This is a genomic window from Pseudomonas japonica (genome assembly GCF_900188455.1).
Lineage (GTDB): Bacteria > Pseudomonadota > Gammaproteobacteria > Pseudomonadales > Pseudomonadaceae > Aquipseudomonas > Aquipseudomonas japonica.
Genome location: NZ_FZOL01000006.1, coordinates 173,604 through 189,854 on the forward strand (window position 1 = coordinate 173,604; position 16,251 = coordinate 189,854).

Below are 16,251 nucleotides of genomic sequence, written 5' to 3' on the forward strand. Positions count from 1 at the left end.
GTCGGCTCACACCTGCTGCCTGAAGGGAGGCCACCGCCCGTAGTCATGACCCGGGCGATGGCTGGCTCACGACGTTACAGCAGCTTGCGTTGTACCGCTTCGTCCAGCGTGCTGCGGGTCAGGGCACGGACCACATCGCGGGTGTCGGCCTGGAACGGCAGGCCGACGACCAGCACCAGTTGCATCCAGGTACGCACTGACTCGCTCTTGCTGACGCGGCCGATCTCCTTGCCGTCCTTGTCCTTGAACACTGTTTCCAGGGTGAAGGTGTTCTTCGCCGTGGTCGGGATCAGGAACAGGGTGAAACCGGTGAGAAAGGCCGACACCGGGACGAACTGCTCATGGTTGGTCAGGGTCGATTCGGCGTACAGGTCCGACTCGCCTTTCTGCGTGCTGACCCGGGCGAAGCGACCGGACTGCTGGAAGGTCTCGCTGATCGCCTGTTCCCACAACTCGGCCGGTTTGCCGCCGGCGGCACTGGCGGGAGAATCGTTGACCTGGTACAGCGAGGTGGTTTGCAGGTAGGCGTTGGGCTTCGCTGCCGGGGTGCTGGCGGCCGGCGGCCAGGTGCCGACCGGGGCCAGGTCGCCGGTAGGGTAGGAGACGCAGCCACCGAGCATTACCACGCCCAGCAACAGAGCTTGTTTGAAGAGGTTCATGAGGCGATTCCTGAATTAACGTTTGGCCAGTTGCGTGGTGGCGTTGTCCAGCAGTTCGCCGACCAGTTGCGTGAGCTGCTTGCCGCCCATGATGGTCGGCGTCCAGTAGTCGCTGCCGTACAGGCCAACGTTGTGCTCGAACTTGATCTGGTCCCGGGCGCGGGCCAGTTCGACGCCGTTGCGGTCGACGATCACCAGATCTCCGGCGAGGTCGAAGCGGTCGACGTAGATCGGGCCATTGACCCAGATCCACAGGGTCAAGGTCAGCAGGGCACCGGGGAAGTAGCCCGGGTGCGGTGCGCGATGTCCCTTGAGCGAGGTCATGTCGAGCTTGAGCAGCACGTCCTGTTCCTCCAGGCGCGTGGGATACCGGCTCATGGCATGGAAGTAGCCGGCCCTGTCGACGTAGCGGTCGAGCTCGGTGGTCAGCGCTCGACCGACGGCCTTGCGCGTGGCCTCGTCGAGACCCGGTGCGGACACCACCACATCGGCGATCTGCGCGGTGCGTGGGCTGGCGGCGGTAACGGGATGGGCAGGGGGCGCGATCGGGCCGGTGACGTTGAAGGACACGCAACCGGTCATCGCCAGCAGGGCCGCCAGGGTGGTGGCCCGGAGAAGGGTACTTGGCACAGGACTTCCTTGTGAGAGTAAAAACCTGAGGAGCATGACGGCGGCGTTGAGGCAAACTTTAGTGTGGGTGATATCAAAATAATATCTTTTTTCCCGCAGGGCTCCTCTCTAAGCTGACAGCGTCTTGCGAAACGGATGACGGACATGACCCAGCGAGTAACGGTGATCGGTGGCGGTGTCATCGGACTTTCCACAGCCTACGCCCTGGTCCGCGAAGGCTTCGACGTCGACCTGATCGAAGCCCGCGAACAACTTGCCAGCGGCGCCAGTTTCGCCAATGGCGGACAGCTCTCCTATCGCTACGTGGCACCCCTGGCCGACGCCGGCGTGCCCTGGCAGGCGCTGGGCTGGATGCTGCGCGGGGACTCGCCCCTGCGCCTGCGGCCGCGGCTCGATCTGGCGCAATGGCGCTGGATGCTGGCTTTCCTCGTTGCCTGCCGTGGCTCGGTCAACCGGACCAATGCCGCACGCCTGCTGCGCCTGGCCCTGCACAGCCAGCAGACCCTGCAGCAGTGGCGCGAGGAAGATGGGCTCGACGGCTTCGCCTGGCGCCGCAATGGCAAGCTGGTTGTCTTTCGCGATCGGCACAGTTTCGCTGTCGCGCGGGATCGTGCCGACGCTCGGCATCAGCAGATTGTCGATGGCTATGAACTCGGCACACTGGAGCCGGCGCTCGATCCGTCGGTTTTCATCGGTGGGATCTTCACGGCAAGCGAAGAAGTCGGCGACTGCCACGCCTTCTGCCTGACCCTGGCCGAGCGTCTGCGGGCGTCGGGCCGTTGCCGGTTGCATCTGGGCCAACCCGTGACCCGACTCATTCCGCGCGGAGAAAAAGTCGAGGCGTTGCAACTGGGCGACAGGACCATGCCGGTGGAGCACCTGGTCCTCTGCGCCGGCTACCGCGCCTCGCAATTGGGACTGCCGGGTTTGCATCTGCCGGTGTATCCGCTCAAGGGCTACAGCCTGAGCATGCCGGCGGGCCCGCGAGCGCCGCAGCTGAGCATCACCGACTATGACCGCAAGACGGTCTATGCGCGGATCGATCAGCAACTGCGCGTCGCGGCGATGGTGGATATCGTCGGCTTCGACGAGACGCCGGACCCGTTGCGCCTGGCCAGTCTGCGACGGCTGGCGCAAGCGGCGTTTCCCGACGCCGGGGACCACCATCAGGTGCGGGAGTGGGCCGGCATGCGCCCGGCCACTCCCACCGGCGTGCCGCTGCTGGGAGACAGCGGCTACCGGAATCTCTGGCTCAATCTCGGACACGGCGCCCTCGGTTTCACCCTCGCCAGCGGCAGCGCGCAACTGCTGGTGGAGCGGATCGCCGGGCGCACGTCCGCGCTCAGCGTCTAGCGCCCGAAGTGCGCCGGCCAGCCGATGATGCGCTTGGTCCGCGGCGTGGCGTAGGTGCGGCTCTTCGACGTCGACAGCCCCAGTTGCACCAGCGACTCGGCCATTTTCACCGCCGCGCTGACGCCATCCACCACCGGCACGCCGGTGCGCTGGCGGATCTGCTCGTCGAGGCCGGCCATGCCGCCGCAACCGAGGCAGATCACTTCCGCCTTGTCCTCGCGCACCGCCAGTTCGGCCTGCCGGACGATGGCTTCGAGGGCGCGCTCCGGTTGTTCCTCCAGCTCCAGCACGGCCATGCCGCTGGCTCGCACGGAGGCGCAGCGGTCGTACAGGCCGGAGAGTTTCAGGCGGTCCTCGATCAGCGGCACGGTGCGGTCGAGGGTGGTGACCACCGAGTAGGCGTGGCCGAGGTACATGGCGGTGCTGGCGGCGGCGTCGGTGATGTCCACCACCGGCACCTTCAACAGCTCCTGCAGTCCTTCGCGGCCGTGTTCGCCGTAGCCGGCCTGGATCACCGCGTCGTAGGGACCGTCATAGGCCAGCACGCGGTCCATGACGGCGATGGCGGCCAGGTAGCTTTCGAAATTGCCTTCCACCGAATCGGCGCCGAAGTAGGGGGTCAGGCCGATGATCTCGGTGCCCGGCGCGGCGACCGCCTGGGCTTCGCGGGCGATGGCCTGGGTGATGGCCTCGGTGGTGTTGACGTTGACGATCAGGATACGCATGTAGGGTTCTCGCAGAGGCAGTGACGGCCCGGCAGTCCCGGGCCGAAAAAGGACGATCAGTGGCTGACGCTGTCGACGGCGATGGACTCGCCGCTGACATCGGCGTAGTGCCGGTTGCGTGGAGCCATCAGCAGGTAGAGCAGGCCGGCGATGCTCGCGCCGATCATCCAGGAGAATGGCGCGAGGGTTTCGAAGTTGGGCACCAGGGCCAGGACGATGGCCAGCAGCGCGGCGGGAATGAAGGCGGCGATCGCCCGCGGGTTGACGCCGCGGCGGTAGTGGTAGGCGCCGTTCGGATCTTCGCTGTACAGCTCGGGCACGTTGACCCGACCGCGGCGCACCAGCCAGTAGTCGACCATGATCACCCCGTACAGCGGGCCGAGCAGGGCGCCGAGACCGGAGAGGAAGTACATGATCACCAGCGGGCTGTTGTAGAGGTTCCACGGCAGGATCAGCACGGCGAGGGTGGCGCTGATCATCCCGGCGCGACGGAAGTTGAGCAGGCGTGGCGCCAGGTTGCTGAGGACGAACGCCGGGGCGACGAAGTTGGCCATGATGTTCACCGCCACGGTGACGATCAGGAAGGCCAGGCAGCCGAGCACGAGGAACAAGGTGTTGGGAATGCTGGCGATGATCTGCGTCGGGCTGTCGATGATCTGGCCGTTGATGCTGAACTGCGCGCCGCACAGCAGCACGGAGATCACCGCGAAGGCCAGGATGTTCACCGGCAGGCCCCAGAAGTTGCCGGAGCGGATGGTCTTGCGGCAGGGCGAGGAACGGGCGAAGTCGCAGAAGTTCAGCACCAGGGTGCCGTAGATCGCCAGCCACAGTGCGCCACCGGCGAAGATGTTGTGCCACATGGCGGCGCCCGTCAGCGGTTCGCGCACCGACCAGGCGATGTCGAAGCCGGCCTGGGTGTACATCCACGCGGCCAGGCAGGTCACGGTGAGGAGGATCACCGGGCCGGCGAAGGCCTCGTAGCGCCGCACCATCTCCATGCCGTAGGCGAGGATCACCAGTTGCACCAGCCAGATCGCCACGAAGCATACCCAGCCGAGGCTGGACAGGCCGAGGATGGCGTCCTGGTCATAGGCGGCGAGGCTCGGGGCGACGGCGGTGAGCAATACGCGCAGGACCACCGAGGCCAGGTAGGTCTGGATGCCGAACCAGGCGATGGCGATCACCGCGCGGATCAGCGCCGGGATCTGCGCGCCGTGGATGCCGAAGGCGATCCGGCTCATCACCGGGAACGGCACGCCGGTCTTCTGTCCCATGTAGCCGGACAGGTTCATGAAGAAGTACACCAGCGCCGCGCCGATCCCCAGCGACAGGAGGATCTGCCAGCCGCCCAGGCCCATGGCGTAGAGCCCCATGGCGAAGGAGTAGTTGGCGATGTTGTGCACATCGTTGGTCCACAGGGCGAAGATGCTGTAGCGGCCCCAGCGCCGACCCTCGGCCCTGGTCGGGGCGAGGTCGTGGTTGTGCAGGCGGGGGCTGAGGGTCACGGGGTGTTGCGGCTGCGTCGACGGTTCGGGGGTAGACGAGGAAAAGTCCAGTTCAGTCTTGTTGTAGAGACTCATGCTCATTCCGGCGTGCTCCTGATACTCGTGGCGTGGCGTGGCGTGGCGGGGCCTGGTCGATAAACCACGAGAACCAATTGGTTAGGGGCATTCCGCTACCCGGCGACGGCAGGTGGGCGGATCTAGTGTGCTCTGGATTTCACAAAACTGTATACAAAGCACGAGCAGAGGTAAGCCAGTTCCATGCCACGGAAAGTTCAACCGGAGTTTGGCTATGTTGTTGAAGTTGTTTGTATTTTTTGTAAGTTGATGAAATTGAAAAGTTATAAATTGACCGAATAAACAGGATTTATTTTTTGAAGGCGTTGAATGCTGATCGAATGGTCAAATTAGTTGAGGCGGGGGATGTAACGTTATGGGGCGTGATTTGGAAAAATTGCACACAAAAATGGCACTTAAAGTTACATGAGTGTGTACAGTTTTTGGGTTGGCGCCGTTCCACTGTGTGGAGATTCACCGAAACGTCGGACCGCCGCGATTGGGCGCGAAGCGGCCATAAACCCTGTATCCCGGGTGTCTCAGAGGAAACCGGGACTCAGGGTTTACGACGGCTTCGCCGCCGATCGCGTGGTCCGCCATCGCGGATAAATCCGCTCCTACACCGATCGTGGTATGCCTGCCATCTCAATCCATCGGCGGCAGCCGCCGCTTCACCGGGGTCTTCTTGACGATCGCGGTACTCGTCTCGGCATGGCTGTTGAGCTTGTCCAGCAAGGTATCCAGCTGTTCCATCGAGCGCACATGCAGGCGCGCGATGAAGCAGTCGTCGCCGGTCACCTTGTCGCATTCGGTGAACTCGGGAATGGCGATGATCTGCCGCTCCACTTCATGCAGCTGTCCCGGCAACGGGCGAATCCGCACGATGGCCTGCAACTGGTAGCCGAAGCTGCGCGCATCCACCTCCACGGTGTAACCCTTGAGCACCCTGCGTTCCTCCAGGCGGCGCAGGCGTTCGCTGACGCTCGGCGCGGACAGCCCGGTGAGGCTGGCCAGGGCTTTCAGCGAGCGCCGCGAATCCTCCATCAGGGCATTGAGCAGCAGTTGGTCGATGGCATCGGTCATGGTCAACGGGCCTCGTCAGGCGAATTTGAAAAATGACCTTGATAACAAAGGTCAATGAACGCTCAGGCCTTGTTTATCCGCTGGAACGGCCCGGAGCACCATCGTCATACTCTGTCACATCTACTGGGAGGTGCGTGATGGACAATTCGCTGCGTCGCGGTTCGCTGGAAATGATCGGTGCCATGCTGATCTCCGGGACCATTGGCTGGTTCGTGCTGGTTTCCGGGCAACCGGTGCTGGATGTGGTGTTCTGGCGCTGCGTGTTCGGCGCCGCCACCCTGTTGCTGATCTGCGCTGCCATGGGTTTCCTGCGCCCGGGCTTGCTGACGCGCACCACCTTCCTGCTGGCGGTGCTCAGCGGCGTGGCCATCGTCGGCAACTGGGTGCTGCTGTTCGCTTCCTACTCGCGGGCGTCCATCGCCATCGGCACGGCGGTGTACAACGTCCAGCCGTTCATGCTGGTGGGCCTGGCGGCGCTGTTCCTCGGCGAGAAGATCACCGTGCCCAAGCTGTTCTGGCTGGCGGTGTCCTTCGCCGGGATGCTGGCCATCGTCAGCGCCCATGGCAGCCAGGGCGAAAGTGGCGACGCCTACCTGCTGGGCATCGCCCTGGCCCTCGGCGCGGCGTTTCTGTATGCCGTCGCGGCGCTGATCATCAAGCGCCTGAGTGGCACGCCGCCGCACCTGATCGCACTGATCCAGGTGTGCACCGGCGTGCTGTTGCTGGCGCCGTTCGCCAACCTGGGCGGGCTGCCGAGCACCCAGACCGAACTGGGCAGCCTGGTCACCCTGGGTATCGTCCACACCGGCCTGATGTATGTGCTGCTGTACGGCGCGATCCAGAAACTGCCGACGGCCCTGACCGGCGCGCTGTCGTTCATCTACCCGATCGCGGCGATTGCGGTGGACTGGGCCGCGTTCGGTCACCGCCTGGAGGTGCTGCAATGGCTGGGTGTGGCGGCCATCTTGCTGGCGGCTGCTGGCATGCAACGGGGCTGGTGGTTCAAATCCGCTGTCCGCGCGAGCGACGCAAAAGCGTAGAATGCGCCGCTTTAGCTCGCCGAAACCCCGCCATGACCGCTGCCATCGACACCTTGCATGACCACCTGCGCGCTGCGCTGAACGCACCGCCCAGCGAAACCCGCCGCCTGTTCCACGGCCGCGGGCGCTGCTGGCCGGGGCTGGAGCAGATCACCGTGGACTGGCTGCAGGGCGTGTTGCTGGTAGCGCTGTTCCGCGAGCCGCCCGAAGGGCAACTGGCCGAGCTGGAAACCCTGCTTCGCGGTCTGGCGCCGGAGGGTGTGGCGGTATTGATCCAGCACCGCTATCTGCCGGACAGCCCCGGGCACTGGCTGCTGGGCCAGCCCTGCGAGTCGAAGGTGATCGACGAGGACGGCCTGCGCTACCAGCTGGACCTGGGCCTGAAGCAGAACAGCGGCCTGTTCCTCGACATGCGCTATGGCCGGCGCTGGGTCCGCGAGCAGGCGGCGGGCAGGCGGGTGCTCAATCTGTTCGCCTACACCTGCGGGTTCTCCGTGGCGGCGATCGCCGGCGGGGCGGAGCAGGTGGTCAACCTGGATATGTCGAGGGCCGCGCTGTCCCGCGGGCGCGACAATCACCGGCTCAACGGGCACGACCTGAGCCGGGTCGGCTTTCTCGGCCATGAGCTGTTCAAGTCCTGGGGCAAGGTGCGCAAGTCCGGGCCTTATGACCTGATCATCATCGACCCGCCGAGCTTCCAGAAGGGCAGCTTCGCCCTGACCCAGGACTACGCGAAGATCCTGCGGCGCCTGCCGGAGTTGTTGAGCGAGGGCGGAACGGTGCTGGCCTGCGTGAATGATCCGGGGATCGGGCCGGAGTTCCTGATCCAGGGCATGGCGGAGCAGGCGCCGGGGTTGAGGTTCGTCGAGCGGCTGGAGAATCCGCCGGAGTTTCCCGAGGTGGAAGTGGGTGGTGGGCTCAAGGCGCTGGTCTTCCGCTGATCCCACAGTCCGCGCGACTCCCCGTAGGAGCTGGCTTGCCTGCGAAGGACCGCAGGGCGGTCCCGGACCTCACTGGTATCGGGGACCGCTAGCGCGGTCCTTCGCAGGCAAGCCAGCTCCTACAGGGGATCGGCGTCAGGCGCTGGTATCGCCTACTCGCTGCGGCACCGGATTGTACTGGGCAAAACTCACCTGCTCGGTCTGGTCCACCAGCTTCTTCAGCCGCTCGTTGAACGCCCGGTTCACCGCATACTGCCCGCCCGAGGTGGTCCTGAACTGCGCCGTCAGGGTCATGCCGTTGAGGTTCATGCTGTCCACCCCGAACACCTGCAACGGCCCCTGCAGGTTGTGGCGCAGGATCGGGTCCTCGCTGATCGACTGCCCCGCCTCGCGAATCAGCTTGAGCGCCACGTCCACGTCCGAGTCATAGCTGAACTGCACCGAAAAGAACGCATAGGCGAACTGCCGCGACTGGTTGGTGACCGCCTTGATCTGGCCGAACGGCACCGAATGCACGAAGCCCTTGCCGTCGCGCAGGCGCAAGGTGCGGATGGTCAGGCTCTCGACGGTGCCGGCATGCCCGGAATCGAGGACCACCCAGTCGCCGATGGCGATGGTGTCCTCGATCAGGATGAACAGCCCGGTGATCACGTCCTGCACCAGTTGCTGCGAACCGAAGCCGATGGCCAGGCCGACCACCCCGGCACCGGCGAGGAACGGCGCGACGTTGATGCCCAGGTTGGCCATGGTGGTGATGGTGCAGATCACCACCAGCACCACTTTGAGCGCATTGCGCAGCATCGGCAGGATGGTCCGCACGCGGGTGCTCGGCTGGCGCGAATTGCGCCGGCCCGGCGTGGGTTTCAGGGCCTCCTGGATGGCGGTGTCGATCACCACCCAGAGCAGCCAGGTGACCAGCAGGATCAGGCCGATGCTGCTCAGCGAATCGCTGATCGCCCGGCCGAGGGCATTGCGCAGGGCGAAGTCCAGCACCGAGAAGCCCCAGATGCGCCCCAGCAGTTCGATGAAGGCCACCGCCATGACGATGCGCAGCAGGGCGTGGGCCAGGCTGTAGAGCAGTTCCTTGTAGGGACGCAGGCGCTGTTCATGGGCGACCCCGGCTTTGAACAGGTGCTGCAGGGTGATGCTGAGGAACACCGTGCCGATCAGCAGCACGGTGGTCAGCAGGGCTTTCTGCAGGGCGCGCTGGCTTTCCTCGCCAGCGCCGATCAGGTTGATCGCCGAGACCAGGATCATCATCAGGATCGGCAGGTACCACAGCGCCGAGAAGATCCGCAGGGTGTCCTGCACCGCGCGGTGCTGCAGGCGATCCTTGAGGTCGCGGTTGCGGATCAGGTGCGCCACCGGGCGCCGCGAGCGCAGGACCAGCACGGCGAAACTCAGGGTCGCCAGCAGGCCGGTGATCACCGCGGTGCTGCTGGTCAGGTTGCCACCCAACTGGCGGGCGATCTGCGGGCTGGTCAGGGCGTCGCTCCAGGCGGCAAGAAAGCCCACCAGGAACAGCGGGCGCGGTGCCGCCTCGCGGAGAATGCGTACCGCGGCGCGTTTGTGCCCGCTGTCGAAGAGGGTAATCAGGCAGAGGATGATCGAGGTGGAGAAGATCCCGCTGCTGGTGGCATAGGCCAGGCTCATGCCCAGGGCGCGCCCCACCGAAGGGTCGAGCTGGCGGCTGATGAACAGGGCGGCGGGCAGGCTGATCAGGGCCGGCAGGGTGAAGGGCAGCAGATAGCCGAGCAGCTTGCCCGGCCGTGGTCGTTCGCGCAGCAGGCGAGAGCGCTGCGAGCGTCGGGTGGCGAGGCGGCCGAGATAGCAGAGCACGGCGAACGTCGCGGCCCAGGTGGCGGTGAGGAGCAGGAAGTCGCAGGCCATCTGCAGCATGTCCTGCGCACTGTGGCGGGTGACCAGCTGTCCCGCTTCGCTGGCCGCGCGGTCGGCGCGCAGGCGCCAGGCGTCGACTAGGCGGTTGTCGATGTCGAGTTCTTCGGAGACATCGTCCAGGCCGTTGGCCAGGGCGCCGAGCAGACCGCCCTGGACCACCGGTTCCGGCTCCTTGGCCGGCGCTTCCCCGCTGAGGGTGGACAGCGGCCCGGCGGCGAATGCGGAAGTACCCAGCAGGGTCGCGAGGAGGAGGGCGAGGAGGGTACGGATCACGGGGTACTCCTTTCAGCCGTGGGGTGACGGAAAGGGTAGACAATGATCGGCCGGGTTTTTCTGCGAGGGGGCTGGAAAAGGGGACCGCTTTGCGGTCCTTTCGCGGGCAAGCCACGCTCCTACGGGGAAGCGCATATCACTGTAGGAGCGTGGCTTGCCCGCGAAAGGGCTGCAAAGCAGCCCCAATTACAGATTACTTGCCGGTATAGATCTGGTCGAAGATCCCGCCATCGTTGAAGTGGGTCTTCTGCACGGTGCGCCAGTCACCGAAGGTCTTCTCCACCGAGAGGAAGTCGACTTTCGGGAAACGGTCGGTGTACTTGGCCAGCACCGCCGGATCGCGCGGACGCAGGTAGTTGGCGGCGGCGATTTCCTGGGCTTCAGGCGACCACAGGTACTTCAGGTAGGCCTCGGCGGTGGCGCGGCTGCCTTTCTTGTCGACCACCTTGTCGACCACGCTCACCGGCGGCTCGGCCTCGGCGGAAACGCTCGGGTAGATCACCTCGAACTGGTCGCGACCGAACTCGCGGGCGATCATCTCGGCCTCGTTCTCGAAGGTCACCAGCACGTCGCCGATCTGGTTGGTCATGAAGGTGGTGGTGGCGGCGCGACCACCGGTATCGAGCACCGGGGCCTGCTTGAACAGCTTGCCTACGAAGTCCCTGGCCTTGGCTTCGTCGCCGCCGGTCTTGAGCACGTAGCCCCAGGCGGAGAGGTAGGTGTAGCGACCGTTACCCGAGGTCTTCGGGTTCGGCACGATGACCTGCACGCCATCCTTGAGCAGGTCCGGCCAATCCTTCAGCACTTTCGGGTTGCCCTTGCGCACGATGAACACGGTGGCCGAGGTGAACGGCGCGCTGTTGTTCGGCAGGCGCGTCACCCAGTTGTCCGGGACCAGCTTGCCGTTGTCGGCCAGGGCGTTGATGTCGGTGGCCATGTTCATGGTGATGACATCGGCCGGCAGGCCGTCGATCACCGAGCGCGCCTGCTTGCTCGAACCGCCGAAGGACATCTGCACAGTGATCTTCTCTTTGTGCTCGGCTTCCCAGTGTTTCTGGAAGGCGGCGTTGTAGTCCTTGTAGAAGTCGCGCATTACGTCATAGGAGACGTTCAGCAGCGGAGCCGGTGCGGCCTGGGCGAAACTGCCCACGGCCAGGCTCGCGGCGAGAAGCGAGGCACTGAAGAGTTTTTTCACTGCGCATTCCTTGTTGGCATTGGTAAAAGGCATTGTGCCAGCGACTATAGCCAATCGCCGCTTAGGCACAAAAAGATTAAAAGGTGCTTTGCTTATTCCAGTTTCTTGAACAGGGCATTGCCGCAACGCGAGCAGAAGGCCGCGCCATGTTCGTGATGGCCTTTGTGGCAGACCGGGCAATCGTGGCGCAGTTGCTCGCCGCGCATGGCGTTGGCCAGCTCGGCGGTGAAGATCCCGGTGGGCACGGCGATGATCGAGTAACCGGTGATCATCACCAGCGAGGAAATCACCTGGCCCAGCGGGGTCTTCGGCACGATATCGCCGAAGCCGACGGTGGTCAGGGTGACGATGGCCCAGTAGATACCCTTGGGGATGCTGGTGAACCCGTGTTGCGGGCCTTCGACCACGTACATCAGGGTGCCGAACACGGTGACCAGGGTCGACACGCTGACCAGGAACACGATGATCTTCTGCTTGCTGCCGCGCAGGGCGTCGAGCAGGTAGTGGGCCTGTTTCAGGTAGGGGCTGAGCTTGAGCACGCGGAAGATCCGCAGCATCCGTATGACGCGGATGATCAGCAGGTACTGGGCGTCGCTGTAGTACAGGGCGATGATCCCCGGGACGATCGCCAGCAGGTCGACCAGGCCGTAGAAGCTGAAGGCGTAGCGCAGCGGTTTGGGCGAGCAGTACAGGCGCAGCAGGTACTCGATGAGGAAGACCGCGGTGAAGCCCCATTCGATGGCGGCCAGAAGGCCGGCGTAGCTCTGGTGGACTTCGTCGATGCTGTCGAGGACCACGGTGACCAGGCTGGCGAGGATGATCAGCAGCAGGATGGTGTCGAAGCGGCGGCCGGCGACGGTGTCGGTTTGAAAGACGATGACATAGAGCCGTTCGCGCAGGCTCTGGGGGTTTTCCATGGGGTGGGGAGTTCCAGGCGGGTGGTGGTGCAAAGCCTAGGGGCATATCCGGCAGTTGCACAAGTAGGCGCGGGCTTGCCGGTGAAGGACCTGTAGGAGCTGGCTTGCCTGCGAAAGGACTGCGCAGCGGTCCCAAATAGCGTTGAGGTCCGGGACCGCTTCGCGGTCCTTTCGCAGGCAAGCCAGCTCCTACGCGGGCAAGCCAGCTCCTACGGGGCCGGCGCCAGTCTTGTCAGCCGAACCAGCCAGCACGCCACGATGAACGGCGCCGTCAGCCCCGGAATCGGCAGCAGGTTGAACAACGGCTGCACCGCGATCGCCAGGACGATCGCCAGCAACGGTTTCCACGGCTGCGCGCGCGTACCGCTGAAGGCCAGCGCGGCGAGCGCGGCATTGAAGCCATACAGCCCCATGTACGCCGCGGTCGCTTCACCGCCCAGCAGCGCGACGCTGCCGCCGATGGCCGCGCCGACGAAGGCCCAGGCCGCCGCATAGCGATCCGACAGCAGCAGCCCCAGGGCAATCAGCATCCCCGCCAGCGGCTGGTCCAGAAGGAAGATCTGCCCCAGACCCCGCGCCAGCGCGTCCAGCGGATTGGCCGGCACCGGCGCATTGGCGGTCGCTGCCGGTTCGGTCACCAGCAGCAGCGCCCAGCCCAGCAGCACGAAGGGCAGGGTGTAGGCCGGCAGCAATACCGACCCGCCACGCTTGAGCCACTGATGCACAAGCATGCTGCTCAGCCCGGCGGCGGCGATGATCAGCGGCAGCAGCAGCGGCGACCAGGGCAGCAGGTAACTGAACAGCACGCCGATCAGCACGCCGTTGTAGCTGTACAGCCCGGCCTGGCGGTCGCCGCGGTTGTAGCCGCGGCGCTGCGCCGTGAGCAGCCCGGCGAGGGCGCCCAGCAGTGCGCCGCCGATCAGCTGCGGCGCGGTGAGAAGGATGGCCAGCAGGCAGCACAGGCCGCACAGCGGATTACGCTGCAGCAGCACCTGACTGAAACCGTTGAGCAGAGCGGTCGCCCAGTCGGGGCACGGGTTTACGAAATTCTTGGTGTACATGGCAGTAGGTCTGAAGTGGAGTGGGTCGCCTCTTTGGGCGAATTTTTCCCACGGTCAAGGGCACAGCTTTTCTATGTTGTGGATCGCGGAGCACGCTGGCGGCCATGGCTTCACGCGGATGAAGCGATGACCGCTGGCCTGCCCCGCGAAAGGGTCAAAGCAGGGTTTCGATCCGCAGCGAATTAGTCGATCCCGGCTGGCCAAAAGGCACACCGGCGGTAATCAGCAGCGTATCGCCGCGGTTGGCCATGCCCTGGGCCTGGGCGATTTCCAGCGCGGTGGAACAGACTTCGTCGACCTGGCGCAGACGGTCGTTGACCACCGAGTGCACGCCCCAGACCACGCTCAGGCGCCGCGCGGTGACCAGGTTCGGGGTCAGGTTGAGGATCGGTGTCCGCGGTCGCTCGCGAGAGGTGCGCAGGGTCGAGTTGCCTGACTCGCTGTAGTTGACCAGCACCGCCACCGGCAGGATCCCGCAGATGCGGCGGATGGCGCAGCTGATGGCGTCGGAGACGGTGGCCTCGGCCTTCGGCCGGCCGACATCGAGCTGGTTCTGGTAGTCCGGACCGGCTTCGACCTGGCGGATGATCTTGCTCATCATCTGCACGGCTTCGAGCGGGTAGTCACCGGAGGCGGTTTCCGCCGACAGCATCACCGCGTCGGCACCTTCGGCCACGGCGTTGGCGACGTCGGTCACCTCGGCGCGGGTCGGCGCCGGGGAGAAGCGCATCGATTCGAGCATCTGCGTGGCGACCACCACCGGCCGGCCGAGCTGACGGCAGGTGGCGATGATGTCCTTCTGGATCTGCGGCACGGCCTCGGCCGGTACTTCCACGCCAAGGTCACCGCGGGCGACCATGATCGCGTCGCTCAGCTCGGCGATCTCGCGCAGTTGGGTGACCGCCGAAGGCTTCTCGATCTTGGCCATGAGGAAGGCACGGTCGCCGATCAACTGGCGTGCTTCGGCGATGTCCTCGGGACGCTGGACGAACGACAGCGCCACCCAGTCCACGCCCAGTTCCAGGCCGAAGGTCAGGTCGCGGCGGTCCTTGGCGGTCAGCGGGCTCAGGTCCAGCACCGCTTGCGGCACGTTGACGCCCTTGCGGTCGGACAGCTCGCCGCCGTTGAGCACGGTGGTGTCGATGGCGTCGGCGTGCTTGGCGGTCACCCGCAGGCGCAGGCGGCCGTCATCCACCAGCAGGTCCATGCCGGGTTCCAGCGCGGCGATGATTTCCGGATGGGGCAGGTTGACCCGGGTGGCGTCGCCGGGGGTCGCGTCGAGGTCCAGGCGCAGGGCCTGGCCACGCTGCAGCATGACCTTGCCGTCGGCCAGGCGACCGACCCGCAGTTTCGGACCCTGCAGGTCCATGAGGATGCCCAGCGGGTAGTTGAGCTGGGCTTCGACCTCGCGGATCCACTGGTAGCGCATGGCGTGGTCTTCATGTTCGCCGTGGCTGAAGTTGAGGCGGAAGATGTTGACCCCGGCTTCCACGAGCGCGCGAACGTCGTCGATGCCTTTGATCGCGGGGCCGAGGGTGGCGAGGATTTTGACTTTTTTGTCAGGCGTCATGTTGGGCAGTCTCAAGAATGAGGATGGCGCGGAAATCGTTGACGTTGGTCCGGGTCGGCTCGGTGACGATCAGCGAGTCGAGCGCGGCGAAGTAGCCATAGCCGTTGTTGTTGTCCAGCTCGTCGGACGCCGACAGGCCCAGGGCCTGGGCGCGGGCGTAGCTGTCCGGGGTCATGAGTGCGCCGGCGTTGTCTTCCGAGCCGTCGATGCCGTCGGTGTCGCCGGCCAGGGCGTACACGCCCGGCAGGCCCTTGAGGTTTTCGGTGAGGCTGAGCAGGAACTCGGCGTTGCGTCCGCCACGGCCGTTGCCGCGCACGGTGACCGTGGTTTCACCGCCGGAGAGGATCACGCAGGGCGCCGCCAGCGGCTGGCCGTGCAGCACCACCTGGCGGGCGATGCCGGCGTGGACCTTGGCCACTTCCCGCGATTCGCCTTCCAGGTCGCCGAGGATCAGCGGGCTGAAGCCGGCTTGCCGGGCCTTCACCGCCGCGGCTTCGAGCGACTGCTGGGGCCGCGCGATCAGCTGGAAGTGGCTGCGCGCCAGGGCCGGGTCATCGGCCTTGACGGTTTCCGAGGCCGGGTTGTGCAGCCAGTCGATCACCGCCTGCGGCGCGTCGATGTTGTAGCGTTTCAAGATCGCCAGGGCTTCGGCGGAGGTGCTCGGGTCGGCCACGGTCGGGCCGGAAGCGATCACCGTGGCGAGGTCGCCCGGTACATCGGAAATCGCATAGGTGTACACGGTGGCCGGCCAGCAGGCCTTGGCCAGACGGCCGCCCTTGATCGCCGAGAGGTGCTTGCGCACGCAGTTCATCTCGCCGATGGTGGCGCCGGATTTGAGCAGGGCTTTGTTGATCTGCTGCTTGTCGGCCAGGGTCAGGCCTTCGGCGGGCAGGGCCAGCAGGGCCGAGCCACCGCCGGACAGCAGGAAGATCACCCGGTCGTCGGCGCTCAGGTCGCTGACCATCTCCAGCACGCGCTTGGCCACGGCCAGGCCGGCGGCGTCGGGGACGGGGTGGGCGGCTTCCACCACCTCGATCTTCGAGCAGCTGGCGCCGTGGCCGTAGCGGGTCACCACCAGGCCGCGGACTTCGCCCTGCCAGGCGCGCTCGACCACTTCGGCCATGGCCGCGGCGGCCTTGCCGGCGCCGATGACGATCACCCGGCCGCTGCGGTCGGCGGGCAGGTGGGCTTCGAGGACCTGACGCGGGTGCGCGGCATCGATGGCCGTGGCGAACAGGTCGCGGAGAAATTGTTGCGGATCGACCGACATCTCAGGCCTCCAAATCTTATTGTTCTTCAAAACCAAAAACGCCCCTGGGACGGCCTCCGTGCAGGCTGAACCAGGG

At 65.4% G+C, this 16,251-nt stretch carries 14 protein-coding genes; 3 read left to right on the plus strand and 11 right to left on the minus strand.

What is annotated here, in order from left to right; all coding sequences use genetic code 11:
• Positions 1–74: 74 nt before the first annotated feature.
• Together CHB99_RS10065 and CHB99_RS10070 are read right to left on the minus strand one after the other, a co-directional pair.
• The gene (locus tag CHB99_RS10065; RefSeq protein WP_042123187.1) at positions 75–659 is read right to left on the minus strand and encodes a hypothetical protein; all 585 of its coding nucleotides are present in this window, start codon (positions 657–659) and stop codon (positions 75–77) included.
• A gap of 15 nt (positions 660–674) precedes the next feature.
• On the minus strand, positions 675–1,241 hold the full coding sequence (locus CHB99_RS10070; protein ID WP_377697984.1) for a hypothetical protein: 567 nt from the start codon (positions 1,239–1,241) through the stop codon (positions 675–677).
• 192 nt (positions 1,242–1,433) lie between these two features.
• Here CHB99_RS10070 and CHB99_RS10075 point away from each other — a divergent pair, with 192 nt between their 5' ends.
• A complete protein-coding gene (locus CHB99_RS10075; RefSeq protein WP_042123191.1) occupies positions 1,434–2,642 on the plus strand; it encodes a D-amino acid dehydrogenase in 1,209 nt (402 codons plus the stop codon).
• On the opposite strand, the gene CHB99_RS10080 is transcribed toward CHB99_RS10075, so the two are convergent.
• The 3 genes from CHB99_RS10080 to CHB99_RS10090 form a co-directional block, all read right to left on the minus strand.
• Complete coding sequence (locus CHB99_RS10080; protein ID WP_042123193.1) at positions 2,639–3,367, minus strand: aspartate/glutamate racemase family protein; 729 nt, start codon at positions 3,365–3,367, stop codon at positions 2,639–2,641. The genes CHB99_RS10075 and CHB99_RS10080 overlap by 4 nt on opposite strands.
• Before the next feature lie 56 nt (positions 3,368–3,423).
• Positions 3,424–4,953: an NCS1 family nucleobase:cation symporter-1 gene (locus tag CHB99_RS10085; protein ID WP_042123195.1), complete on the minus strand. Its 1,530-nt coding sequence runs from the start codon at positions 4,951–4,953 to the stop codon at positions 3,424–3,426.
• 618 nt (positions 4,954–5,571) lie between these two features.
• The gene (locus tag CHB99_RS10090; RefSeq protein WP_042123197.1) at positions 5,572–6,009 is read right to left on the minus strand and encodes an Lrp/AsnC family transcriptional regulator; all 438 of its coding nucleotides are present in this window, start codon (positions 6,007–6,009) and stop codon (positions 5,572–5,574) included.
• A 137-nt stretch (positions 6,010–6,146) separates the two neighbouring features.
• On the opposite strand from CHB99_RS10090, the gene CHB99_RS10095 reads away from it, so the two are divergent.
• Positions 6,147–7,049, plus strand: coding sequence for a DMT family transporter (locus CHB99_RS10095; protein WP_042123199.1), 903 nt, complete (start codon positions 6,147–6,149; stop codon positions 7,047–7,049).
• A 32-nt stretch (positions 7,050–7,081) separates the two neighbouring features.
• A complete protein-coding gene (locus CHB99_RS10100) occupies positions 7,082–7,990 on the plus strand; it encodes a class I SAM-dependent methyltransferase (protein ID WP_042123201.1) in 909 nt (302 codons plus the stop codon).
• 135 nt (positions 7,991–8,125) lie between these two features.
• On the opposite strand, the gene CHB99_RS10105 is transcribed toward CHB99_RS10100, so the two are convergent.
• From CHB99_RS10105 to CHB99_RS10130, 6 genes are all read right to left on the minus strand, one after another.
• Positions 8,126–10,162 (minus strand): mechanosensitive ion channel family protein, encoded by a 2,037-nt coding sequence (locus CHB99_RS10105; protein ID WP_042123203.1) that lies wholly within the window; start codon positions 10,160–10,162, stop codon positions 8,126–8,128.
• A 193-nt stretch (positions 10,163–10,355) separates the two neighbouring features.
• A complete protein-coding gene (locus CHB99_RS10110; protein ID WP_042123205.1) occupies positions 10,356–11,357 on the minus strand; it encodes a sulfate ABC transporter substrate-binding protein in 1,002 nt (333 codons plus the stop codon).
• 92 nt (positions 11,358–11,449) lie between these two features.
• Positions 11,450–12,274 (minus strand): ion transporter, encoded by an 825-nt coding sequence (locus tag CHB99_RS10115; RefSeq protein ID WP_042123207.1) that lies wholly within the window; start codon positions 12,272–12,274, stop codon positions 11,450–11,452.
• Between the two features lie 209 nt (positions 12,275–12,483).
• Complete coding sequence (locus CHB99_RS10120) at positions 12,484–13,335, minus strand: urea transporter (RefSeq protein WP_042123208.1); 852 nt, start codon at positions 13,333–13,335, stop codon at positions 12,484–12,486.
• Positions 13,336–13,489: 154 nt separating this feature from the next.
• On the minus strand, positions 13,490–14,905 hold the full coding sequence (gene pyk / locus CHB99_RS10125; RefSeq protein WP_042123210.1) for a pyruvate kinase: 1,416 nt from the start codon (positions 14,903–14,905) through the stop codon (positions 13,490–13,492).
• A complete protein-coding gene (locus CHB99_RS10130) occupies positions 14,895–16,175 on the minus strand; it encodes a glycerate kinase type-2 family protein (RefSeq protein WP_042123212.1) in 1,281 nt (426 codons plus the stop codon). Before CHB99_RS10130 ends, pyk begins: the two co-directional genes overlap by 11 nt.
• Between the last annotated feature and the right edge of the window lie 76 nt (positions 16,176–16,251).